The sequence below is a fragment of the Streptomyces europaeiscabiei genome (assembly GCF_036346855.1).
GTDB lineage: Bacteria > Actinomycetota > Actinomycetes > Streptomycetales > Streptomycetaceae > Streptomyces > Streptomyces europaeiscabiei.
The window spans coordinates 7,774,619-7,797,910 of record NZ_CP107841.1; the positions used below are offsets into that span (position 1 = coordinate 7,774,619).

At 69.8% G+C, this 23,292-nt stretch carries 21 protein-coding genes and 1 pseudogene; 16 read left to right on the plus strand and 6 right to left on the minus strand.

What is annotated here, in order from left to right; genetic code table 11:
- Window positions 1–118 precede the first annotated feature (118 nt).
- Window positions 119–292, minus strand: a complete 174-nt coding sequence (locus OG858_RS33925; protein WP_162948511.1) for a hypothetical protein — start codon at window positions 290–292, stop codon at window positions 119–121.
- A 416-nt stretch (window positions 293–708) separates the two neighbouring features.
- Here OG858_RS33925 and OG858_RS33930 point away from each other — a divergent pair, with 416 nt between their 5' ends.
- The 4 genes from OG858_RS33930 to OG858_RS33945 all read left to right on the plus strand — a co-directional run bounded on the left by OG858_RS33930 (window position 709) and on the right by OG858_RS33945 (window position 4,296).
- Window positions 709–1,362, plus strand: coding sequence for a response regulator transcription factor (locus OG858_RS33930; protein ID WP_319064346.1), 654 nt, complete (start codon window positions 709–711; stop codon window positions 1,360–1,362).
- 6 nt (window positions 1,363–1,368) lie between these two features.
- Window positions 1,369–2,631 carry a sensor histidine kinase gene (locus OG858_RS33935; RefSeq protein ID WP_319064347.1) on the plus strand — a complete coding sequence of 421 codons (1,263 nt, stop codon included), beginning with the start codon at window positions 1,369–1,371 and terminating at the stop codon, window positions 2,629–2,631.
- A gap of 404 nt (window positions 2,632–3,035) precedes the next feature.
- Window positions 3,036–3,332 carry a DUF4193 domain-containing protein gene (locus OG858_RS33940; RefSeq protein ID WP_005481602.1) on the plus strand — a complete coding sequence of 99 codons (297 nt, stop codon included), beginning with the start codon at window positions 3,036–3,038 and terminating at the stop codon, window positions 3,330–3,332.
- Between the two features lie 13 nt (window positions 3,333–3,345).
- Window positions 3,346–4,296, plus strand: a complete 951-nt coding sequence (locus OG858_RS33945) for a hypothetical protein (RefSeq protein ID WP_319264486.1) — start codon at window positions 3,346–3,348, stop codon at window positions 4,294–4,296.
- Between the two features lie 225 nt (window positions 4,297–4,521).
- On the opposite strand, the gene OG858_RS33950 is transcribed toward OG858_RS33945, so the two are convergent.
- Window positions 4,522–4,983, minus strand: coding sequence for a DUF3093 domain-containing protein (locus OG858_RS33950; protein ID WP_319064349.1), 462 nt, complete (start codon window positions 4,981–4,983; stop codon window positions 4,522–4,524).
- A gap of 112 nt (window positions 4,984–5,095) precedes the next feature.
- Here OG858_RS33950 and OG858_RS33955 point away from each other — a divergent pair, with 112 nt between their 5' ends.
- The 7 genes from OG858_RS33955 to OG858_RS33985 all read left to right on the plus strand — a co-directional run bounded on the left by OG858_RS33955 (window position 5,096) and on the right by OG858_RS33985 (window position 11,866).
- Entirely contained in the window at window positions 5,096–5,680 is a 585-nt protein-coding gene (locus OG858_RS33955; protein ID WP_037700786.1) for a PaaI family thioesterase, read from the plus strand.
- Window positions 5,677–6,207 (plus strand): dUTP diphosphatase, encoded by a 531-nt coding sequence (gene dut / locus OG858_RS33960; RefSeq protein WP_319064350.1) that lies wholly within the window; start codon window positions 5,677–5,679, stop codon window positions 6,205–6,207. Before OG858_RS33955 ends, dut begins: the two co-directional genes overlap by 4 nt.
- A gap of 1 nt (window position 6,208) precedes the next feature.
- Window positions 6,209–6,988: a DUF3710 domain-containing protein gene (locus tag OG858_RS33965; RefSeq protein ID WP_319064351.1), complete on the plus strand. Its 780-nt coding sequence runs from the start codon at window positions 6,209–6,211 to the stop codon at window positions 6,986–6,988.
- A gap of 271 nt (window positions 6,989–7,259) precedes the next feature.
- A complete protein-coding gene (locus OG858_RS33970) occupies window positions 7,260–9,983 on the plus strand; it encodes a sensor histidine kinase (protein ID WP_328544173.1) in 2,724 nt (907 codons plus the stop codon).
- Window positions 9,980–10,663 (plus strand): response regulator, encoded by a 684-nt coding sequence (locus OG858_RS33975; RefSeq protein ID WP_319264491.1) that lies wholly within the window; start codon window positions 9,980–9,982, stop codon window positions 10,661–10,663. Before OG858_RS33970 ends, OG858_RS33975 begins: the two co-directional genes overlap by 4 nt.
- 42 nt (window positions 10,664–10,705) lie before the next feature.
- A complete protein-coding gene (locus OG858_RS33980) occupies window positions 10,706–11,104 on the plus strand; it encodes an OB-fold nucleic acid binding domain-containing protein (protein WP_005481623.1) in 399 nt (132 codons plus the stop codon).
- 3 nt (window positions 11,105–11,107) lie between these two features.
- Window positions 11,108–11,866, plus strand: coding sequence for a DUF3159 domain-containing protein (locus OG858_RS33985; RefSeq protein ID WP_319064355.1), 759 nt, complete (start codon window positions 11,108–11,110; stop codon window positions 11,864–11,866).
- A 232-nt stretch (window positions 11,867–12,098) separates the two neighbouring features.
- Here the strand turns inward: OG858_RS33985 and OG858_RS33990 are convergent, their stop codons facing one another.
- On the minus strand, window positions 12,099–12,776 hold the full coding sequence (locus OG858_RS33990) for a potassium channel family protein (RefSeq protein WP_319064356.1): 678 nt from the start codon (window positions 12,774–12,776) through the stop codon (window positions 12,099–12,101).
- Complete coding sequence (locus OG858_RS33995; protein WP_037700766.1) at window positions 12,776–13,447, minus strand: potassium channel family protein; 672 nt, start codon at window positions 13,445–13,447, stop codon at window positions 12,776–12,778. The genes OG858_RS33990 and OG858_RS33995 overlap by 1 nt, the downstream gene beginning before the upstream one ends.
- Before the next feature lie 451 nt (window positions 13,448–13,898).
- On the opposite strand from OG858_RS33995, the gene OG858_RS34000 reads away from it, so the two are divergent.
- Complete coding sequence (locus tag OG858_RS34000; protein ID WP_319064357.1) at window positions 13,899–15,986, plus strand: APC family permease; 2,088 nt, start codon at window positions 13,899–13,901, stop codon at window positions 15,984–15,986.
- Between the two features lie 110 nt (window positions 15,987–16,096).
- Window positions 16,097–17,425, plus strand: coding sequence for a class I SAM-dependent RNA methyltransferase (locus OG858_RS34005; RefSeq protein WP_319264493.1), 1,329 nt, complete (start codon window positions 16,097–16,099; stop codon window positions 17,423–17,425).
- Between the two features lie 509 nt (window positions 17,426–17,934).
- Here OG858_RS34005 and OG858_RS34010 read toward each other — a convergent pair.
- Window positions 17,935–18,541, minus strand: a pseudogene (locus OG858_RS34010) (transposase); the annotation flags it as partial.
- A gap of 287 nt (window positions 18,542–18,828) precedes the next feature.
- Here OG858_RS34010 and OG858_RS34015 point away from each other — a divergent pair.
- From OG858_RS34015 to OG858_RS34025, 3 genes are read left to right on the plus strand one after another with little or no spacing between them, the layout of a single operon-like run.
- Window positions 18,829–19,260 (plus strand): hypothetical protein, encoded by a 432-nt coding sequence (locus OG858_RS34015; RefSeq protein ID WP_319264495.1) that lies wholly within the window; start codon window positions 18,829–18,831, stop codon window positions 19,258–19,260.
- Window positions 19,261–19,280: 20 nt separating this feature from the next.
- Window positions 19,281–21,620: a hypothetical protein gene (locus OG858_RS34020; protein ID WP_327745034.1), complete on the plus strand. Its 2,340-nt coding sequence runs from the start codon at window positions 19,281–19,283 to the stop codon at window positions 21,618–21,620.
- Between the two features lie 29 nt (window positions 21,621–21,649).
- Window positions 21,650–22,330: a hypothetical protein gene (locus tag OG858_RS34025; protein ID WP_327745035.1), complete on the plus strand. Its 681-nt coding sequence runs from the start codon at window positions 21,650–21,652 to the stop codon at window positions 22,328–22,330.
- 661 nt (window positions 22,331–22,991) lie between these two features.
- Here the strand turns inward: OG858_RS34025 and OG858_RS34030 are convergent.
- Complete coding sequence (locus tag OG858_RS34030; protein WP_327745036.1) at window positions 22,992–23,261, minus strand: hypothetical protein; 270 nt, start codon at window positions 23,259–23,261, stop codon at window positions 22,992–22,994.
- Window positions 23,262–23,292 lie beyond the last annotated feature (31 nt).

Consider the following 23,292-nt stretch of genomic DNA (forward strand, 5'->3'; position numbering starts at 1 on the left):
CGATCGCCGTCTCGACACCGGCATGGGCGCCCCGGAGGCGAACCGAGCCCCCAAAAAACCAGCAAACCCCCGGTCTGGATCTGCCGGGGGTTCGCTGTCGTGCGTGTGGGCCGGGAATTCAGACGCTGTACGCGCCGACCTCCACGCCGTGATCGGCGGCGAGGCGGCGCAGGTCGTCGAGCTCGCCCTGCTCCACCTCGGCGAGGAAGTCGTCGCCCTCGTCGCGAGCCCTGGTCAGGTCGGACTCGGCCGTCCTTATGCGCTGCAGAAGTCCTGAGGTGAATGCGTCCATGCTGCGCCCCCTCGTCCTGGGTCGTGGGTCGGTGGCACGGGGGTGTGCCGTTCGGAAGGGGCGATCACGTCTCCTGTGGATGCCCAGCGCTGCCCAGGCCGGGCGGCGACGGTGCCGGACACCCACACCCGCTCTGCGGAAAAGCGGATCGCTGCGTACCGCATGGTGGTGCGGCACAAGCAGAGCGTGATCGCGGGGTGTAAAGCCGTCTTCCCCCCGGTCTCTCGGACGGAAACCTCGGCGGAAGAAAAAATCCCGCATTCCCGGCCGTGCGCCTTGGGCCTTCCCGTCCCGAGGGTCGCCTTACAGCCGACTTACGGCCGAAAAAGGCAGGATGGACGTCACACACCCACGAACACCCTGCCCGTGTGCGCCTTCGGCGCGCTACGCGGGTGGACACAGGAAGGACAAGCGACGTGCGCGTACTCGTCGTCGAGGACGAGCAGCTGCTCGCCGATGCGGTGGCCACCGGACTGCGCCGGGAGGCCATGGCCGTCGACGTCGTGTACGACGGTGCGGCGGCCCTGGAACGCATCGGCGTCAACGACTACGACGTGGTCGTCCTCGACCGCGACCTCCCCCTCGTCCACGGCGACGACGTCTGCCGCAGGATCGTGGAGCTCGGCCTGCCCACGCGCGTGCTGATGCTCACCGCGTCCGGCGACGTCAGCGACCGCGTCGAGGGCCTGGAGATCGGCGCCGACGACTATCTGCCCAAACCGTTCGCCTTCAGCGAGCTCATCGCGCGCGTACGGGCCCTCGGTCGGCGCACGAGCGTGCCGCTGCCGCCCGTCCTGGAGCGCGCCGGCATCAAGCTCGACCCCAACCGCCGCGAGGTCTTCCGCGACGGCAAGGAGGTCCAGCTCGCGCCGAAGGAGTTCGCGGTCCTGGAGGTGCTGATGCGCAGCGAGGGCGCCGTCGTCTCGGCGGAGCAGCTCCTGGAGAAGGCCTGGGACGAGAACACCGATCCGTTCACCAACGTCGTGCGCGTGACGGTCATGACGCTGCGCCGCAAGCTCGGCGAGCCACCGGTCATCGTCACCGTGCCCGGCTCCGGCTACCGGATCTGATCCGCCATGGCCCCCATTCCCGCGCCGCCCCAGGCGCCCCCGAAGCCCACGTGGGACCCAGGGCGGGCGCAGACCCCCTTCCCGTGGCTGCGCCCGACCATCCGGATACGGCTCACGCTGCTGTACGGCGGCATGTTCCTGATCGCCGGGATCCTGCTGCTGTCGATCATCTACCTGTTGGCCGCCCAGGCCGTGAGCACCGGCAACACACCGGTGTTCAAGATCGAGGACGGCAAGGACATCAGCGTGTCCAGCAACATCTGCCCCGCGGTCGATGCCAACACGGCCCCGACCAACCTTCGGCTCGACGACTTCAACGCGGCGATCTCGGCCTGTATCGACCACGAGCGTCAGGTCGCCCTGGACACCCTGCTAAGCCGCTCCCTGCTGGCGCTCCTCGGGCTCGCCGTGATCGCGTTCGCCTTCGGGTACGCGATGGCGGGCCGGGTGCTCGCGCCGCTCGGCCGGATCACGCGGACCGCGCGCGCGGTGGCGGGCTCGGACCTGTCCCGCCGTATTGAGCTGGACGGTCCGGACGACGAGCTGAAGGAGCTGGCGGACACCTTCGACGACATGCTGGAGCGGCTCCAGCGGGCCTTCACGGCCCAGCAGCGGTTCGTCGGGAACGCCTCGCACGAGCTGAGAACACCGCTGGCGATCAACCGGACACTCCTTGAGGTACACCTCTCCGATCCGGGCGCGCCGGCCGAGCTGCAGCAGCTGGGCAAGACGCTGCTGGCCACCAACGAGCGCAGCGAACAGCTCGTGGAGGGTCTGCTGCTGCTCGCCCGCAGCGACAACCAGATCGTCGAGCGCAAGCCCGTGGATCTCGCCGAGGTCGCCTCCCAGGCCATCGACCAGGTGCGCTCCGAGGCGGAGAGCAAGAAGGTGGAGATCCGCGGCGAGTGGGCCCCCGCGGTCGTCCAGGGCAACGGCGTCCTGCTGGAGCGGATCGCCCTGAACCTCGTCCAGAACGCCGTCCGGTACAACGTGCCGGGGCCGGGCGGCTGGGTGGAGGTCACGACGGAGCTGCAGCACGGTCAGGCGGTCCTGGTGGTCACGAACACCGGGCCCGTGGTTCCGGCGTACGAGATCGACAACCTTTTCGAGCCGTTCCGGCGGCTGCGTACGGAGCGCACGGGCAGTGACAAGGGCGTGGGCCTCGGCCTGTCGATCGTCCGGTCCGTGGCCCGCGCGCACGGCGGCCACATCGCCGCCCGGCCACGTGAGGGAGGCGGACTCGTGATGCGCGTGACCCTGCCCGTCTGAGAAAATGACCCCGGTTCCGGGACGTGTTCGCTTTGCGCGGAATTTCCTGGGTACCCGATCGAATTGGTCGTGCACGACCGATGTGTGATCGATCACATGGGCGAATTTCAAGCCATCTACCGAGCGTGATCATGTGGCCTCCGGAAAGCCGGGAACATCCGGGTTTTCGGGGGTTGAGATCACGGGAAGTACATGCTGAGGCGCCTTTGTATGCAGCCTCAGGACCGTGTACGGTCCCGTTCGCCATCCAAGCCGATCACTCTTGAGGAGTCCGGTTGGGTGTCGATTGAGTAACAGACCTTGATGTGAGGCAAAATCTCCGCCTCAGGTCGGGCACAAGTCCGGCCTCTCACGCGTTACGTGCGCTGGAGACACCGCAGACACCCAGAGGGGGAGAGCGCGACATGGCAACGGATTACGACACCCCACGCAAGACCGACGACGACGTCGACTCGGACAGCCTGGAAGAGCTCAAGGCTCGCCGGAACGACAAGTCGACGTCCGCCGTGGATGTAGATGAGTTCGAGGCAGCAGAAGGCCTGGAACTGCCCGGGGCCGACCTCTCGAACGAGGAGCTGGCCGTCCGGGTGCTGCCCAAGCAGCAGGACGAGTTCACCTGCATGAGCTGCTTCCTGGTGCACCACCGCAGCCAGCTGGCCCGCGAGAAGAACGGTCAGCCGATCTGCCGCGACTGCGACTGAGGCAGGGTCGGCCGTGACTGGCTCGACCCCTCCTTGGAAGCGCCGCTCCCGAAAGGGGGCGGACCCGGGGCCGTACGACGGCTCCGACGGTGTGCGTGACGACGAGCGGGGCTCCTCCGATCAGGGAGCGGCCTCGCTCGAACGTGCGCCCGCCAGGGCGTCGGGGGGCGCCACGGATGAGCAGGGACGCCTGCCCGTACCGGTGGACACTCCGGCGCCGGTCGCCGGACGACGTGCGGCCGTCGTCCGGGACGGACTGAGACAGGGCCTCAAGGTGGGGGCCCGCAAGAGCGGTGACGGGGCCAGAGCGGGCCTCGCGTACATCACCGACCGCGTCATCGAGATCGCCCCGCGGATCCCCGTGCGCGACCTCGCGACCCTTCGCGCCCACTTCCCGGGGCTGGGGCCCGAGCAGATCGCCGACAAGCTCGTCGCGGGGGCCGCCAACGCGTCCTCCACGGTGGGCGCGGGCGTCGGGGCCGCCGCGATGCTGCCGGCGCCGCCCGCCATGCCCGCGGAACTGGCCGCCGAGATCACCGGGGTCGCCGCGATCGAGCTGAAACTCATCGCCGAACTGCACGAGGTGTACGGGGCGCGGCCGCCGGGAAACCTGCGGCAGCGCAGCACCGCCTATCTGAACTCCTGGTCCGGGGAGCGCGGCATCGACGTGACCCGGCCGTCGACGATCAACTCGGCGCTCGGCGGGCAGATGAAGCGGCAGCTGCGGCAGCAGATCATGAAGCGGATGGTGCGGAACCTGCCGAACCTGATGCCGTTCCTGGTCGGCGCCGCGGTCGGGGCGGTCATGAACCGCCGGGACACCAAGCGCCTCGCGGAGCGGATCCGCAAGGACCTGCGGCGGACGCAGGTGCCGTGGGAGGCGTTGCCGGAACTGCCGCCGCTGGAGGAGCCGGTCGATCCCCTGACGGTGGGGGAGCTGCCCAAGGAACTCGGCGGGGGCTGAGCGGGAGGCGCCGGGCGCCCTCGGTCCCTCGACCTGGTGCGCCCGAGTCCGGCACCGTCCCCGTCGGCCTTGCGCCTCAGCGGCTGATCGCCCCTCACGGCGGCAAGAGGGTTCCCGGCGGCAGGCCGTGTCCCGGCGGTAAGAGTCCGGCGAGAAAACCACGCGGTCGAGTCGGTCCGCCGTCGTGGGCCGGCTCTTTCCGTCACCGCCGGGTGACGAGCCGCGCTATGCCGCTGTCCTGGCCGCCTCCAGGGCGGCCACCAGACGCTCCGGTTCCCTCGTCGACAGGTACGCGTACGGGGTCGGGTCCGCCGGGTCGGTGATCGGGATACGGAGCGCGGTGGGGATGTAGGCGCGCAGCAGCATGAAGGCGTGGGAGTTGGCCTTGTACGTGCGCCAGGCCTGGGCTTCCTCGCGGTCGAGGATCTCCGGCTCGCCCAGGGCGCTCACCGGGATCTTCGCCTCGCCCGCGATCAGTGAGTCGCCGACGACGCGGATACGGACCGAGCCGTACGAGCTGGTGACGACCGCGGCGACCGCCGTGCCGCCGGCGAGCCCGCCCAGCAGAGGGAGCGTGCCGAAGGGCAGCAGGATGAGGGCCATCGAGACGCCGACCAGGAAACAGACGAGCCACCAGGTGCGGGGAGCGGTCAGGCGTTCTTCGTACGGCGGGGCGGAGGGCTGCATGGCGTCAAGCTTGGCATGCGGGCCTGTCAGCCCCGGAATAGGGGCGCCCGAGGGGAAACCCTGCCCGTAGGGGCGGTGGCCGGGCGCTGACGGACGGGTAAGGTCTGCGGCTGTGAGAGGTACTTCCGCGGCCCTGCGACCCCCGGCGGACGCCACGGCGCCCGTACGGCACCCCGAGGCGCCCGCCCCCGGTGAGTTGCTCGGCACGCACTACGGGCAGTGTTTCGGCTGTGGTGGTGAGCAGCCCCACGGGCTGCATCTGGAGGCGAGGGCTGGTGAGGGCGTCACTCTCACAGCCGAATTCACCGTGCGGCCCGCGCACCAGGGGGCCCCGGGCCTCGCGCACGGCGGGGTCCTGGCCAGTGCCCTCGACGAGACCCTCGGCTCCCTCACCTGGCTGCTGCGCACCATCGCGGTGACCGGGCGGCTGGAGACCGACTTCCTGCGGCCCGTCCCCGTCGACACCGTGCTGCATCTCCGGGCAGAGGTGACGGCGGTGGCCGGGCGGAAGATCTTCGCGACCGCCCAGGGGCGCATCGGTGGCCCCGACGGCCCGCTGGCCGTCCGCGCCGACGCGCTCTTCGTCGAGGTCAAGGTCGACCACTTCATCGACCACGGCCGGGACGAGGAGATCCAGGCGGCCATGAAGGACCCGGACCAGGTCCGGCGGGCCCGAGCCTTCGAGGTGAACCCGTGAGCGGCGGCCGTGCTCCTCTCGATGTCCTGATCCGGCGCGTCGACCCCGACGTGCCGCTGCCGGACTACGCGCGGCCCGGTGACGCGGGAGCCGATCTGCGCACCACGGAGAGCCGGGAGTTGAAGCCGGGTGAACGGGCCGTACTTCCCACGGGAGTGTCCATCGCGCTCCCGGAGGGGTACGCGGCCTTCGTGCACCCACGGTCCGGTCTCGCCGCCCGCTGCGGCGTCGCCCTGGTGAATGCCCCGGGGACGGTTGATGCCGGGTACCGTGGGGAGATCAAGGTGATCGTGGTGAATCTCGACCCGCATGAAGCCGTGCGGTTCGAGCGCTTCGACCGGATTGCCCAACTGGTCGTCCAGCAGGTCGAGAAGGTGCGCTTCCAGGAGGTGGCGGAGCTTCCCGACTCGGCGCGGGCCGAGGGGGGCTTCGGGTCCACCGGCGGTCATGCCGCCGTGGGCGGACCATGGGTGGCAACGGGTGGGAATCGATACGCTTCGGTCGTATCCGACCGGGAAGGACAGTGACGTGTTCGGACGTCGCAAGAAGAAGGGTTCCGCCGAGGACGCGGCGGACGCGGCGAGCGAGGCCGAGCAGGTCGACGGCGTCGCTGGGGACGCCGACACTGAGGCGGACGAGGTCGCGCGCGAGCGCGTACGGCTCGAACCCGAACCCCGGCCCGACGGGCCGTGGGACAGCTCCGAGGTGCGTGAGCCCGGCGAGGGCCGGGTGGACCTCGGCGGCATCTTCGTGCCCGGAGTCGACGGCATGGAGCTGCGGGTCGAGGTCGCGGGCGACGCGATCGTCGCGGCGACCGTCGTGCTCCGCGACAGCGCGGTCCAGCTGCAGGCCTTCGCCGCACCCAAGCGCGAGGGCATCTGGGGCGAGGTCCGCGAGGAGATCGCCACCGGCATCACCCAGCAGGGCGGTGTCATCGACGAGGTCGAGGGCCCCCTCGGCTGGGAGCTGCGCGCGCAGGTGCCGGTGCAGCTGCCGGACGGCACGGGCGGCTTCCAGGTGGTCCGGTTCGTGGGTGTGGACGGACCCCGCTGGTTCCTGCGCGGGGTGATCTCCGGCCGGGGCGCGGTGGAGCCGCAGACCGCCGGGCTGCTGGAGCAGATCTTCCGGGACACGGTCGTCCTGCGCGGCGAGGGTCCCATGGCTCCGCGCGACCCGATCGTCCTCAAGCTGCCCAACGACGCGCAGATGGTTCCCGAGGGCGTCCAGCAGGAGGAGCAGGCCGGTTCCCGCTTCTCCGGCGGCATGGGGCAGCTGCAGCGCGGCCCGGAGACCACCGAGGTCCGCTAGCCGCCGCGTCTGCGGGGCCGTGGGCGACCGCGGGCCGGTGGGGACTGTCGACGCAGTTCCCCGCGCCACCTTGTTGGGCGCTGTATTTGGCCGTGCACGGGCCGCATTCCCTGGTGGGGTGCGGCCCTTCGCCATGTGCGCGCTCCACGCGGGGGGTGCGTCAGGGTTGCGTCAAAGAGCGGCTCCGGTCCGCCTCGTGTCCCCTTTGCCGTGATTATTGGCCGTAGGGTCGACGCTGCGTAGGCAGCGGTCACGGGAAGACAATGGGGCCATGGGACGCGGGAAGCTTCGGATCTATCTCGGTGCGGCACCGGGCGTCGGAAAGACGTACGCGATGCTGTCCGAAGCGCACCGCCGGACCGAACGCGGCACCGACTGCGTGGTGGCCTTCGTGGAGCACCACGGCCGCTCCCGCACCGAGGTGATGCTGCACGGTCTCGACCGGATCCCGCGGCGGGAGCTGGAGTACCGGGACGCGGTCTTCACCGAGATGGACGTGGACGCCGTCCTCGCCCGGCGGCCCCGGGTCGCCCTCGTGGACGAACTGGCCCACACCAACGTGCCCGGCTCGCGCAACGACAAGCGCTGGCAGGACGTCCAGGAACTGCTCGCGGCCGGCATCGACGTGATATCGACCGTCAACATCCAGCACCTGGAGTCGCTCGGTGATGTCGTCGAGTCGATAACGGGCGTACGGCAGCGCGAGACGGTCCCCGACGAGGTGGTGCGGCGGGCCGACCAGATAGAGCTGGTCGACATGTCGCCACAGGCACTGCGGCGGCGGATGGCGCACGGCAACATCTACCAGCCCGACAAGGTCGACGCGGCCCTGTCGAACTACTTCCGGCCCGGGAACCTGACCGCGCTGCGGGAACTGGCGCTGCTGTGGGTGGCGGACCGGGTCGACGAGTACCTGAACGCGTACCGCAGCGAGCACCAGGTGTCGAGGATCTGGGGATCGCGGGAGCGGATCGTGGTCGGCCTGACCGGCGGCCCCGAGGGGCGGACCCTGATCCGGCGGGCCTCCCGGCTCGCCGAGAAGGGCGCGGGCGGCGAGGTCATGGCCGTGTACATCGCCCGCAGCGACGGGCTGACCTCGGCCTCGCCCAAGGAACTCGCCGTCCAGCGCACCCTCGTCGAGGACCTCGGCGGCACCTTCCACCACGTAGTCGGCGACGACATCCCGGCCGCGCTGCTGGCCTTCGCGCGCGGGGTCAACGCCACCCAGATCGTGCTCGGCGTCTCGCGGCGCAAGAGCTGGCAGTACGTGTTCGGGCCGGGCGTCGGCGCGACCGTCGCCCGGGACTCCGGACCCGACCTGGACGTCCACCTGATCACCCACGACGAGGCGGGCAAGGGACGCGGGCTGCCCGTCGCCCGGGGCGCGCGGCTGGGCCGGGCCCGGATGGTCTGGGGCTGGCTGGTCGGGACGGCCGGACCGCCGCTGCTGGCACTGCTGCTGGCCAACTTCGAGACCGACCTGGGGCTCGCCAACGACATGCTGCTGTTCCTGTCGGTGACGGTGGCCGCGGCCCTGCTGGGCGGTCTGCTGCCCGCCCTGGCCGCCGCCGTGCTGGGGTCGCTGCTGCTCAACTGGTTCTTCACCCCGCCGGTGCACACCCTGACGGTCGACGACCCGACGAACATCGTCGCCATCGTGGTCTTCATAGGAGTCGCGGTGTCCGTGGCGTCCGTGGTCGACCTCGCGGCCCGGCGCACCCACCAGGCGGCCCGGCTGCGCGCCGAGTCCGAGATCCTCTCCTTCCTCGCGGGCAGCGTGCTGCGCGGAGAGACCAGCCTGGAGGCACTGCTCGAACGGGTGCGTGAGACCTTCGGCATGGAGTCGGTGGCCCTGCTGGAGCGCGAGAGCGATGTGGACCCGTGGACCTGCGCGGGCAGCGTGGGCCCCCGGCGGGTGGACCGTCCGGAGGCCGCGGACGTGGACATGCCGGTCGGCGGCCAGATGGCGCTCGCCCTCTCCGGGCGCGTCCTGCCCGCCGAGGACCGCCGGGTGCTGGCCGCGTTCGCCGCCCAGGCCGCCGTCGTACTGGACCGCCGGCGCCTCAAACAGGAGGCGGACCAGGCCAAGGAGCTGGCCGAGGGCAACCGCATCCGCACCGCGCTGCTCGCCGCCGTCAGCCACGACCTGCGCACCCCGCTGGCCGGTATCAAGGCGGCCGTCTCGTCCCTGCGCTCCGACGACGTGGCCTGGTCGCAGGAGGACGAGGCCGAACTGCTCGAAGGGATCGAGGACGGCGCCGACCGGCTCGACCACCTCGTGGGCAACCTCCTCGACATGTCCCGCCTGCAGACCGGCACCGTCTCCGCACTGATCCGCGAGATCGATCTCGACGAGGTGGTGCCGATGGCCCTCGGCGGCGTTCCCGAGGGCAGTGTCGGACTGGAGATCCCCGAGAGCCTGCCCATGGTCGCCGTCGATCCCGGGCTGCTGGAGCGCGCGGTCGCCAACATCGTCGAGAACGCCGTCAAGTACAGCCCGCCCGGCACGCCCGCCCAGGTCTCCGCCAGCGCCCTCGGCGGCCGCGTCGAGGTCCGCGTCACCGACCGGGGCCCCGGCGTCCCCGACGAGGCCAAGGAGCGCATCTTCGCCCCCTTCCAGCGCCACGGCGACGCCCCGCGCGGGACCGGCGTGGGGCTGGGGCTCGCGGTCGCCCGAGGCTTCGCGGAGGCCATGGGCGGCACGCTCGACGCGGAGGACACCCCCGGCGGAGGACTCACCATGGTGCTCACGGTGCGGGCCGCGGCGATCGGCTCCGGGGCCGGTACGGGCCCTTCCTCGGGCACCGAAGTGTCGGCAGGCACGTCTACGTCGGTGGACATGTCCAGGTCGGCCGCCGCCGCGTCGGCGAACATGTTCCCTTCGACGGACATGGTCGCCTCGGGGGACACGGTCCCGTCGGCGGACAAGGCCGCGTCGGGGAGCGAGGCGGCACCGCCAGGCACGGCCGCATCGGCAGAGAGGCGAAACACATGACCCGGGTGCTCGTGGTCGACGACGAGCCGCAGATCGTCCGCGCGCTCGTGATCAACCTGAAGGCCCGCAAGTACGAGGTCGACGCCGCCCACGACGGCGCGACGGCCCTCGAACTCGCCGCCGCCCGCCACCCCGACGTCGTCGTCCTCGACCTGGGATTGCCCGACATGGACGGCGTCGAGGTGATCAGGGGACTGCGGGGCTGGACCCGGGTCCCGATCCTCGTCCTGTCGGCCCGGCACTCCTCCGACGAGAAGGTAGATGCCCTCGACGCGGGCGCCGACGACTACGTCACCAAGCCTTTCGGCATGGACGAGCTGCTCGCCCGGCTGCGCGCCGCGGTCCGCCGTGCCGAGCCCGTCGGGGGCGCGGAGGGCGACGTGATCGTGGAGACCGACGACTTCACCGTGGACCTGGCCGCGAAGAAGGTGAACCGGGACGGCAGGGACGTCCGGCTTACCCCCACCGAGTGGCACCTCCTGGAGGTGCTGGTCCGCAACGCCGGCCGCCTGGTCAGCCAGAAGCAGCTCCTCCAGGAGGTCTGGGGGCCGTCCTACGGGACGGAGACCAACTACCTCCGGGTCTACATGGCCCAGCTGCGGCGCAAGCTGGAGGGCGACCCCTCGCGGCCGAAGCACTTCGTCACCGAGGCGGGGATGGGGTACCGCTTCGAGAAGTAGCCGGGGTGCGGCTCTGTCGGCGGGCCCCGGTACGCTTTTGTCATGAGTGCTGTTCCTCGTTCCGAGAAGCCGGCGGGCCGGTTCCGGCGCATGCTCGACCGGCTCTCCTCCTCCCAGACGGACCTGGAGTCGGAGGAGCTGCGCGAGGACGCGGACACCGCGGGCTGCACGCGCATATGTGACTGCCACGACCGACAGATAGTGACGGTTACTGGTACCTTGCGCACGGTCACGCTGCGCCCACGGGCCGGTGTCCCGGCCCTGGAGGCAGAACTGTTCGACGGTTCGGCCGCGCTGGACGTGGTGTGGCTGGGCAGACGCTCCATCGTCGGGATAGAGCCGGGGCGCAAGCTGATCGCATCCGGCCGGGTCTCGATGAGCCGGGGCCGTAGGGTGCTGTTCAATCCGAAGTACGAACTCAGACCCCTCGGACGGGAGTAGCCGGTGACGTCGCTCGACAAGCCGACGGAAGACGCCCAGCGCGGCGTCCAGGACGCACAGGGCGGACAGGACGGCTCGCAGGACTCCAAGGCGGTGACGGAGGCCGCGCTGTTCGAGGCGTTCGGTGGCGTGCGCGGCATGGTCGAGACCGTGCTCCCGGGCCTGCTCTTCGTCTCCATCTTCACGATCAACAAGGACCTGCACGCCGCGGCCCTCGCGGCCCTCGGTGTCTCCGTCCTGCTGGTCGTGGTGCGGCTCGTCATGAAGGACACCGTCAAGCACGCCTTCAGCGGTGTCTTCGGGGTCGCCTTCGGTGTGGTCTTCGCGATGATGACCGGCAACGCCAAGGACTTCTATCTGCCGGGCATGCTCTACACGCTGGTCCTCGGGCTCGCGTACATCATCACGACGCTGGCCGGCGTGCCGCTGATCGGCCTGATGCTCGGCCCGGTCTTCAAGGAGAACCTGTCCTGGCGGAAGCGGAACCCGGGCCGCAAGAAGGCGTACGCGAAGGCGAGTTACGCCTGGGGCGCGATCCTGCTCGCCAAGTGCGCGATCCTCTTCCCGCTCTACTGGTGGGCCGACACCACCCAGCTGGGCTGGGTGCTCATCGCCCTGAAGATCCCGCCGTTCCTGCTCGCGGTCTGGCTGACCTGGGTGTTCCTGGCGAAGGCGCCGGCCCCGATCGATGTGTTCGCCGAGATGGAGGCGGAAGAGCGCGCGGCGGAGGAGCGGAAGGCCGCGGCGCGGGCGGGTGACTAGCCACCCGGCGTCGGTGCGGGCCTCGCTGGGGGCTGCCGCCCCCGGACCCCCGCTTGCGGCCTGAACGGCCTCGTCCTCGAACGCCGGACGGGCTGGCGCTGCCCGGACCGGACTGAAAGGTGACGCGGACCGGACCGGACTGAAAGGTGACGCGGACCGGACCGGGTTGAAGGTGACGAAGACTTGGGGCGCCCGGATATCTCCGGGCGCCCCAAGCTCGTATCGGACCCCGCTAGCTCGTCGCGTCCTCGCGGCGGACCGACAGGAGGTCCTCCAGCTGTTCCTCGCGGGCCTGGGCGGCCACGAAGAGGAGTTCGTCGCCCGCCTCCAGGGAGTCGTCCGGAGTGGGGGTGAGGACCCGGGTGCCGCGGATGATCGTGACCAGGGAGGTGTCCTCCGGCCACTCGACGTCGCCCACCTGCGTGCCGGCCAGGGCCGACTCGGGCGGCAGGGTCAGCTCGACCAGGTTCGCGTCGCCGTGGCTGAAGCGGAGGAGCCGGACCAGGTCACCGACGCTGACGGCCTCCTCGACCAGGGCCGACATCAGCCGGGGGGTCGACACGGCCACGTCCACGCCCCAGGACTCGTTGAACAGCCACTCGTTCTTGGGGTTGTTGACGCGGGCGACGACGCGCGGAACGCCGTACTCCGTCTTCGCCAGCAGCGAGACGACCAGGTTGACCTTGTCGTCGCCGGTCGCGGCGATGACGACGTTGCAACGCTGGAGCGCCGCCTCGTCCAGGGACGTGATCTCACAGGCGTCGGCCAGCAGCCACTCCGCCTGGGGGACGCGCTCGACCGAGATGGCGGTCGGCGCCTTGTCGACGAGAAGGACCTCGTGGCCGTTCTCCAGCAGTTCGCCCGCGATCGAGCGGCCGACCGCTCCGGCACCGGCAATGGCGACCCTCATCAGTGACCGCCTTCCTCGTCGGGGCCCTCGGCGAAGGTCGCCTCGACCTTCTCGACGTCGTCCGTCCGCATCATCACGTGCACGAGGTCGCCCTCCTGCAGCACCGTCTGCGAGGACGGCAGGATCGCCTCGCCCAGGCGGGTGAGGAACGCGACGCGGACGCCGGTCTCCTCCTGCATCTTGCTGATCTTGTGGCCCACCCAGGCCGACGAGGCGTGCACCTCGGCGAGCTGGACACCGCCGGTGGGGTCGCGCCACAGCGGCTCCGCCCCGGAGGGCAGCAGCCGGCGGAGCATCTGGTCGGCGGTCCAGCGGACCGTGGCGACCGTCGGGATGCCCAGACGCTGGTACACCTCGGCGCGGCGGGGGTCGTAGATCCTCGCCGCCACGTTCTCGATGCCGAACATCTCGCGGGCGACACGGGCGGCGATGATGTTCGAGTTGTCACCGCTGGAGACGGCGGCGAACGCCCCCGCCTCCTCGATGCCCGCCTCACGCAGGGTGTCGCGGTCGAAGCCGACCCCGGTGACGCGCCGGCCGCCGAAGCCCGAGCCCAGACGACGGAAGGCCGTGGGGTCCTGGTCGATCACGGCGACCGTGTGCCCCTGTTGCTCCAGGGTCTGGGCGAGGGTGGAACCCACTCGCCCGCAGCCCATGATGACGATGTGCACGACCGTCCTTCCGGTGTCAATAGCTACTGTTCAGCCGAAACGTCGAAAACAGGGTCTCAGACCGTCGCCCAAGCTACACACGTGCGGTCCACCGGGGGCACCCCCGTGCAGACTCCGGTCACATCGTGGGACGACGCCGGCTGATCCGGCGGACGCTGATCCCCGTCAGGACGCCGAGCCCGACGAGGGAGGCGAGAGCGCCGATCAGCTCCGCGGTCGCGGCCTGCATGGGGTCTCCAGAGGGTGAGGAGGGTGAGGTGGACGAGAACGCCACGGGATTCGTCATATGGATCGGGATTCGTCATATGGACATGAGGACGCCGTCCGTATGACTGGAGGATGCGTGACGTGACGCACTTCGCAGTCGCCGCCGGACGGATTTCACCCCGGGGCCCGCCGGGATTTCACCCGGATGTGCCCAGAACCAGTCGGGGCGCTTACGATCCTCTGCGTGTCCAAACTGACCGACGTGCCCAAACGGATCCTGATCGGGCGCGCCCTGCGCAGCGACCGGCTGGGCGAAACGCTCCTGCCGAAGCGCATCGCTCTCCCCGTCTTCGCCTCCGACCCGCTCTCGTCCGTGGCGTACGCACCCGGAGAGGTGCTGCTGGTTCTCTCCATCGCGGGCGTGTCGGCCTACCACTTCAGCCCCTGGATCGCCGTCGCGGTCGTCGTGCTGATGTTCACCGTTGTGGCGTCCTACCGGCAGAACGTGCACGCGTATCCGAGCGGTGGCGGCGACTACGAGGTGGCGAACACCAACCTCGGCCCCAAGGCCGGCCTCACCGTCGCCAGCGCGCTCCTCGTCGACTACGTCCTCACCGTCGCCGTGTCGATCTCCTCCGGCGTGGAGAACCTCGGTTCGGCCGTCCCCTTCTTCGTCGAGCACAAGGTGCTGTGCGCGATCGGCATCATCGTGCTGCTCACGGTGATGAACCTGCGCGGCGTGAAGGAGTCCGGGAAACTCTTCGCGATTCCGACGTACGTCTTCGTCGTCGGCGTCTTCGTGATGATCGCCTGGGGTGCCTACCGCGGCCTCGTCCTCGACGACACGATGCGGGCGCCCACCGCCGGCCTGGAGATCAAGCCCGAGCACCAGGGCCTCGCCGGCTTCGCGCTGGTCTTCCTGCTGCTGCGGGCCTTCTCCTCCGGCTGTGCCGCCCTCACCGGTGTCGAGGCCATCTCCAACGGCGTACCCGCCTTCCGCAAGCCCAAGTCGAAGAACGCGGCCACCACGCTCGCCGCGATGGGCCTGCTCGCCGTCACCATGTTCTGCGGCATCATCGGCCTCGCCATGGTCACCAAGGTGCGGATGGCGGAGAACCCGGCGGCCGACCTGTTCCGCGACGGCACCCCGGTCGGTGACTCCTACGTCCAGAACCCGGTGATCTCCCAGGTCGCCGCGGCCGTCTTCGGCGACGGCACGTTCCTGTTCGTCGTGCTGGCCGCCGCCACCGCCCTCGTGCTGTTCCTGGCCGCCAACACCGCCTACAACGGCTTCCCGCTGCTCGGCTCGATCCTCGCCCAGGACCGCTACCTCCCGCGCCAGCTGCACACCCGCGGCGACCGTCTCGCCTTCTCCAACGGCATCGTGCTCCTCGCGGGTGCCGCCGTGCTCCTGGTGTGGATCTACGGCGCCGACTCCACGCGCCTGATCCAGCTGTACATCGTCGGGGTGTTCGTCTCCTTCACGCTCAGCCAGACGGGCATGGTCCGGCACTGGAACCGCCATCTGCGCACCGAGAAGGACCCGGCCAAGCGCCGCCACATGGTCCGCTCCCGCGCGATCAACACCTTCGGCGCGTTCTTCACCGGACTGGTCCTGATCGTCGTCCTCGGCACCAAGTTCACGCACGGTGCCTGGGTCGCCCTGCTCGGCATGGTGATCTTCTACGCGACGATGACGGCCATCCGTAAGCACTACGACCGGGTCGCCGCGGAGATCGCCGCGCCGGACGGCCCGAGCGACGACGTCGTACGGCCGTCGAGGGTCCACTCCGTGGTGCTGATCTCCAGGATCCACCGCCCCACCCTGCGCGCCCTCGCCTACGCCAAGCTGATGCGCTCCCACACCCTGGAGGCGCTCAGCGTCAACGTCGACCCGGCCGAGACCAAGGCCCTCCAGGAGGAGTGGACCCGGCGCGGCATCGACGTACCGCTGAAGGTCCTCGACTCGCCGTACCGCGAGGTCACCCGGCCGGTCATCGAGTACGTCAAGGGGCTGCGCAAGGAGTCCCCGCGCGACGCGGTGTCGGTGATCATCCCCGAGTACGTGGTCGGCCACTGGTACGAGCACCTGCTGCACAACCAGAGCGCACTCCGGCTCAAGGGCCGGCTGCTCTTCACGCCGGGCGTCATGGTGACCTCCGTGCCCTACCAGCTGGAGTCCTCCGAGGTCGCCAAGCGACGGGCGCGCAAGCGGCAGGAATGGAGCGCGCCTGGGTCGGTGCGGCGCGGGCCGGCGCACGAGCGGCCGAAGGAGCCGTCGGCCAAGCCGTCGACCAAGTCGTCGAGCAAGTCGTCGGCCGACCAGAGCTGATGTTCGACATGAGCTGACGTTCGTGGTCAACGGTCGGACGGCACCCACGTAGACTGGTGGGCTGTTGTCCGGCCGTTGTCGCGTTCCTCATCTCCTGGAGTCACCCCACCATGCAGGCAGAACCGAAGAAATCGCTGGTGGGAGAGGAATACGAGGTCGAGGTCGGCCCCGTCGCCCACGGCGGCCACTGCGTCGCGCGTACCTCCGATGGTCAGGTCCTCTTCGTACGGCACGCGCTGCCCGGCGAGCGGGTCGTGGTGAGGGTGACCGACGGTGAGGAGGGCGCGCGCTTCCTGCGGGCGGACGCCGTCTCGGTCCTGTCGGCCTCCAAGGACCGCGTCGAGGCCCCCTGCCCCTACGCGGGCCCCGGCCGCTGCGGCGGCTGCGACTGGCAGCACGCCAAGCCGGGCGCCCAGCGCCGACTCAAGGGCGAGGTCGTCGCCGAACAGCTGAAGCGGCTCGCCGGCCTGACCCCGGAGGAGGCCGGCTGGGACGGCACGGTGATGCCGGCCGAGGGCGACAAGCTGCCGCCGGGCGAGGTGCCTCAGTGGCGTACGAGGGTGCAGTACGCGGTGGACGCGGACGGCAACGCCGGGCTGCGGCGCCACCGTTCGCACGTGGTCGAGCCGATCGAGCACTGCATGATCGCGGCGGCCGGCATCAGCGAGCTGGGCATCGAACAGCGCGACTGGGCCGGGATGGAGTCCGTCGACGCGATCGCCGCGACCGGATCCCAGGACCGCATGGTCATCCTGGAGCCGAAGCCGGGCGCCCGTCTGCCCCTGGTCGAGCTCGACAAGCCCGTCTCCGTCATGCGCGTCGAGGAGCACGACGGTGGCATCCACCGCGTCCACGGCCGCGCGTTCGTCCGCGAGCGCGCCGACGGCCGTACGTACCGGGTCGGCAGCGGCGGCTTCTGGCAGGTCCACCCGATGGCGGCGGACACGCTGATGAAGGCGGTCATGCAGGGCCTGCTCCCGCGCAAGGGTGACATGGCCCTCGACCTCTACTGCGGCGTCGGCCTGTTCGCGGGCGCCCTCGCCGACCGCGTCGGCGACAAGGGGGCAGTCCTCGGCATCGAGTCCGGCAAGCGTGCCGTCGAGGACGCCCGGCACAACCTCGCCGCCTTCGACCGGGTCCGGATCGAACAGGGCAAGGTCGAGGCGGTGCTGCCGAAGACAGGCATTACCGAGGTCGACCTGATCGTTCTGGACCCGCCGCGCGCCGGGGCGGGCAAGAAGACCGTCCAGCACATGTCGTCGCTGGGGGCGCGCCGGATCGCGTACGTGGCCTGCGACCCGGCCGCGCTGGCGCGGGATCTGGGGTACTTCAAGGAGGGTGGATATCGGGTGCGGACGCTGCGGGCGTTCGATCTGTTTCCGATGACCCACCATGTGGAGTGCGTGGCGATCCTTGAGCCTGTCGGCAAGGGTGCCTGACCTGCAGGTTCTCTGTTCCGGGTCGACTCTCGACCTGTTTTGCCGTGTCCAACAGGTCGGACGGCAACTCAGTACCTCACCTGCGGTTTTCCGCTGCCGAGACCCGCGTGGGGGCGAAGGAGAGTCGACTTGCGGAAGATCTTGACGCTCATATGACGCTCGGACCGCCGGAGGGTGGAGGGCCTGCGGTTCTGCGCGGTAGCTGTTGCCCACCAGGAACGGTGCTCCTGCGGGGTGCTGTGCAGCCCTGATCCCGGCGAATGCCACTGATGACAGAGGGGCATCGACGAGTCGCCGGCTCTGGCCGTCCGGCTCAGTGTCTCCGCGACGCCGTTGCGGAACTTCGTGCAGGGCTGGGCCGTGCAGGTGGCCATAGTCCGCAGACCGGAGACGTCCGCACGGGCCTCCGTGACCTGGAGGCCCGTGCGGCGAGGGCTACCAGCCTGGACGAGGCACGGACGATCGCCGCGGAAACCAGCCGCATCCGTCGTGGTGCGGCAGTCGGCGGGACCCTTGCGGTCCGGAGCCACGCGCTGGACGTCGAACGGGTGGGCACTCACGTCCGCGCGGACGGCCGGCATGTAGTCGATTCCCCGCTGGGCCAGGCCGGCCCGCAGGTGGGCATTGGTGCCGTAGGCGGCATCAGCCACGACCACGGGCGGGCTCATGCCCCAGTCGGCCAGGGCGTCGAGCATGTCCAGAGCCAGCCGCCACTGCAGCGGGCAGGAGGCGGTGTCACCGGCGGCGTGGACGCCGACCACGACCTGGCAGTTGGCACCTTCGCCCAGGGCTCCGCAGTGTTGCGGAGCCACCCCGGCCGACATCCGGCCGTCCTTGGACACTGACCGTCGTCGATCACTCAGGCCGCCGCTTCGGCCAGGGGCAGCATGCGCTCACGGATCAGCCGCTGCACCGGCATCGGGTCCCAGGTGGACTGGTTCACGAACTGTGCTGCAGTTTCTGTCCGTTGCCGTCCGGCAGACGAACGGCCAGAGCCTGGATCGACTTGCGGCGGCCGTCCAGCATCAGTCCCCGTGGGTAGCAGTCGCCCTTGGCCCGCTGCTCCTTGCGTGGCCCCGAGGCGGACACATCAGCCACGTACAACGCCAACCTCACCCGGAAACGGTTCGCTTCATGTGCGTCCGTCCGTCCACCATGCCCAGGAAGAGGCCGAACCCGAAGACCTGGCGGAGTCCTACGAGGGTCGCATCTGCCGGTTTCGGGCAGGCGGGGAGGCCGGTTCCACTGGGCATGACCGTGCCGGGACTCGGTCGTTGTCGTCCGGGCTTCGGGGAATCAACTACCGGGCCCCCGGGCGGGTGATGGTACAAGAGACAGGTGATCAGGTCGGTGGCCGCGCGCGTACGGTGGAGTGGCCTGCCCGGATGAGCTTGGGAGAAATCGTGACGTTCGAGCAAGAATGGGCCGAATTGCGCGAGGCGGCGACCGAGCGGACTGCCATGCGGCTCAACAGCGCTCCGGCCGCGGGCGGTGCAGGTGGTGGTGGCGGGAAGAACCTGGTGGTCAATCGGGACGATCTCGGCGCTATCGGCAATGAAGCGTATGACCTGTTGGGGCGGCTGGGGAAGGAGGGCGACATCGCCCGTCCCGCCACGTTCGACGCGGCGATAGCGCTGACCAACGGGAACTTCGTGAGCGGTTCGGCCGTGCTGAAGGTGCACGATTTCTGGCAGACCCATCTGAGGACGCTGCTGGACGCCTGCGCGCAGATTTCCAATCACCTCGATTACAGCAAGGCGCAGCACGCCAAGGACGAGGTGAAGATCGAGGGGGATCTCATGCGGACGTCCGTGCTGTCGGACTACATGAAATAGGGCTCGGGGGAGCGCGCACCATGCTGACGTACGAGGACATCATCGACGCGCCGGTGGCGAAGTTGAAGGCCGCTGTCGACGACTGGTCGGAGATGGCGAAGAAGCTGGACACTCTTGCCACGGACGCCATCGACGGGATGAAGGCAAAGGCGGACAAAGCCTCCTGGGAGGGTGTCAACGCCGGGGTCACCAAGGCGTTCATCGGTAAGACGGCCAAGGAGTTCGCGGACGCTGCCGCGGAGGCCAAGGGCGTGAAGCTGATCCTGGAAGAGGGTCACGCGGCCATCAAGAAGGCCAGGGACGACCTGGTCAACATCCGGGACCACGAGGGGCCCGCGGCCGGCATCCGCGTGGACGGCAACGGCAAGGTCACGGCGAAAAGCCCGTTGTCCCAGATCCCCGCGGCGCGGCACGACCCCGACTACAGCGATCTTCTACGGGAGGAGCAGCGGAACATCGAGTCGTGGCAGAAGAGGATCGACCGCATCGTCGACAACTGCAACGACGCCGACGTCGCCCTCAAGAACACCCTTGAGGCCAACGTCACCGACCGCAAGGACTTCAACGCTCCGACGTACACGAAGCTGGACCAGGAGGAAGCCGCCCGCGCCGCCGCTCTGGCGGGCAAGGGCCGGGACCTCACACACTCCGAACTCCAGCAGCTCAACGAGCTGCTGAAGGACAACGGCAAGTCGGTGGAGTTCTCCAAGAGCTTCTACGAGAAGCTCGGCCCCGAGAAGTCCCTCGCGTTCTTCGGCCAGCTCTCCATGGACACGTACGAGTACGCCAAGGTCGACCCGCAGCGCCTCAAGGACGTCCAGCAGCTCCAGGAGAACCTCGGCCTCAACCTGGCCACCGCCTCACACGACAAGGAATTCGCCGACAAGTGGGGCCCGGAGCTCCGCAAGTTGGGTACGGAGCGCATTCCGCTGTCCAAGAACGACTACGGCGGGCCATTCGGCTATCAGCTGCTCGGCGGGATCATGCGGCACGGGAACTATGACGCGAAGTTCCTCAACCCGATCGCCGAACACGTGGCGCAACTGCACGCGAAGGAACCGGACATGTTCGCCGAGAACAAGGCGGTGAACAGTCTGTTCAAGAACCCGTACAACCCCTCCGGCGTGAACGGCGCCGGCTACGACCCGGCCACCGCCATGCTGGAAGCGCTCGGCAACAGCCCGGAAGCGGCGAAGAAGTTCTTCACCGACCCGCCGACCGCCTACAACGAGGACGGCACGGTCAACCAAGGCGCCACGGCCGCGCTCGGGAAGAACAAGGACGGCGAGCCGTTCGACAACTACTTGGACTTCTTCAGCGACGAGAAGTGGGAGTCCTTCCCCGACGTCAACTCGGTCGACGAGCACGAGGCGGCGCTCGGCCAGATGCCCGACGCCCTCGGCCACGCCCTGGAGGCGGCGACCCTCGGCTACCCGGCCGGGCACCCGGACGCCGGTGTGGTGCGGGACGCGGACAACGCCGCGGTCATGCAGAAGGTCATGGAGAAGTACGCCGCGGACCCGGCTCTGCTCAAGGAGCACCACGAGGCGATGTCCGACAGCCTGGGCGTCATGGGCGGCGGCTACATCGACGACATCAACTGGGCGTTGGCCAAGAACGACTCGGGCAGCGTGTTCGCGCCGGGCAAGAACCCGGAGGGGCACATCGACTTCGCGGACACCGTGGACGGGCACGGGCGCAGCGTCGCCCGGGGCTTCCTCAGCACCCTGGGGCAGCATCCGGACGCCTACGCGACGCTCTCGGCCGCGGAGCAGGTCTACACCCGTAGTGTGCTGGAAGGGACGGTGGGCCCGGACGGGATCAAGGAGGGTGCTGCCAGGGCGGCCGTGCGTGTGGGCGCCGAGGTGCAGGGCATGCTCGACCAGTCCCGGGCAGACCAGGTGGAAGCGACGAACCTCAAGACCCACGAGGACTACGAGAAGGCGGTCGCCAAGCGGGCGGGCTGGGTCCAGTTCGGGGCCGCGGCGGGCATCGCGGCGGGCGTCGCCTTCCTGCCCGCGACCGCGGCCGTGGGCACGGCCGCGGTGCTCATCCCGCTGGCGACGGATACCGCCGCTGGCGCTGCCGAACAGGTCATCGGCCAGATGGTTGGCGACATCTCTGGCAACTCGGTGGATGAGCACAAGGAGAAGGTGGAGGACCTTATCGACGAGGAGAAGAACAAGATCTACTCCGCCGGTGAGAGCATGGCCGAGGCGCCGATGGAGGCTTTCCTGGATCGGTACATCGTGGATGAGGACACTGTGTTCGAGGAGGACCTGCGCCAATCGATGCTGATCGGCTACGGGGTCGGCAACGACCGGGCGCAGCAGCAGGGCAACGGTCCGGAGACCGGCTGAGGCCGGTGGACGGCCGAGGACACGTGAGGATGCGGACAGTGATCAGTCGTAGGTCGGTACGCGGGAGACTCCTCTCCGGGGCCGTGGTCGGCTTGTTGTATCTCGGGACCACCGGTTGTGGTGGGGACGGAGACAGGGAAGCGGCCGACAAGGCTCTGGCGGGGACGCAACTGTGCGGTGGCGACGCCGTGTCAGCCCAGGCGTCCAAGGCACTGAAGGTGATCACGGGGTCATCGCGGTTCGGGACGACGGCGGATACGTCCACCGTCGCGCAGGCCGCGACGGGCCTCGCCGAGGCGTTTCCGGTCGCCACCAATGGGCGAGACGACGTCTGCCGCATCTACACGGCCGACGGTACGTCGGATTTCGCGATCCGAGTCACCTGGGGGCTGAATGACGGCCCCCCGACGGGCACCCCGGCCCCGAATTTCACTGTGCTGAAGATGGGGGAGCGGGCCGTGGCGGCAGTAGACAAGGCGCGCGTCTATTTCGCGTGCCGGAGCGACAGGTTCTCCAACTCGACGACAGAGGCCCACGTCGTCATCGGCGTGGAGCGCTGGATGTTTCCGACGGAACCCGAGGGTGACACCAAGGCCCTGAAGGACGCCTACGCGACCGTAGCCCACTCCGTCTCGCTGGCCATGGCCAAGGAACTGCGCTGCGAGAACAACGGCGGGCTCCCTGCGAAGCCCGTGCTGGATCCCGCGTAGCCGCTGACGTACGCGGGTGCGGCCATGCTCAGGGGCCCTTCCTGTCCGGAGGAGGGCCGTCTGCCGTATGCGGTCCGCCACGGGCGAGCGGTGCATGGACCTTGTCTCAGGGGGCGCCGACCTCGCGCTCGCCCACGATTCCGACCCGGCCCGGCTCCCCGTACCGGCCGGTGCGGAGAAGCCCTCCTCGGCGAAGGCCGGTCGAGATCTGCGTACCGGTCGCCCACCCCCTCGCCGTTCGGGCCGTGCTGACCCGCCAGGACCTGACCGGTGAACGCTGGGGTCACCCCTGGCCGGCGGTGACGAGTGCCACATGTGGATCCTGCTGGATCCTGCTGCCCATGCGGACCCTGCTGGAACTCAACAACCTCGTGCAGATCGCCCCTTCCCGGCCGTGGAGTGCTGCTCGGCGAGGAAGCTCGGCGGCTCGGCCGTGACGCTTCCCGGCACGATCCGCCGGAGGCGCCCGAGCTGCCGGGTATGAGCGAGCCCCGGCTCGAGAGGGATCGGGAGGGCGCCCACCCAGAGGTGGGTTCCCTCGGTGACGTACCCGCCTGGGTGTCGGGGGCGCCTGCAGGGGCCGAGGGCCCGGGGAGGCCGGAGAGACGGCGCCGCGCCACGGCGGCCTGCAGGGGCCGTGACCGAGGATCAGGAGTCGGGCCTACAGGAGCTGCCGGCCGACGCCCAAGACCGCCTCGAAGGCGGTGACCGGCACGACCCGCCGGGCGTGCGGCGGGCGCTCGGCACGGTGCGAAGTGACCTGCCCGGCTTCCGGCAGCAGGCGTCCGACCGGATCCGCGCCCGGCTCGATGCCCTGGACCCCACCGTGGAGGAGCGGGCCCAGGCGCTGCGGCGTGTGGAGACGAACGACCTGGCTACCGCCGCAGACCTCTGCCGGTCCTGCGCGGAGCGTGGCGGCGATGTCGGCCATGGGCGCCGGGTTCTCGCGGTGGCCTCGGCCG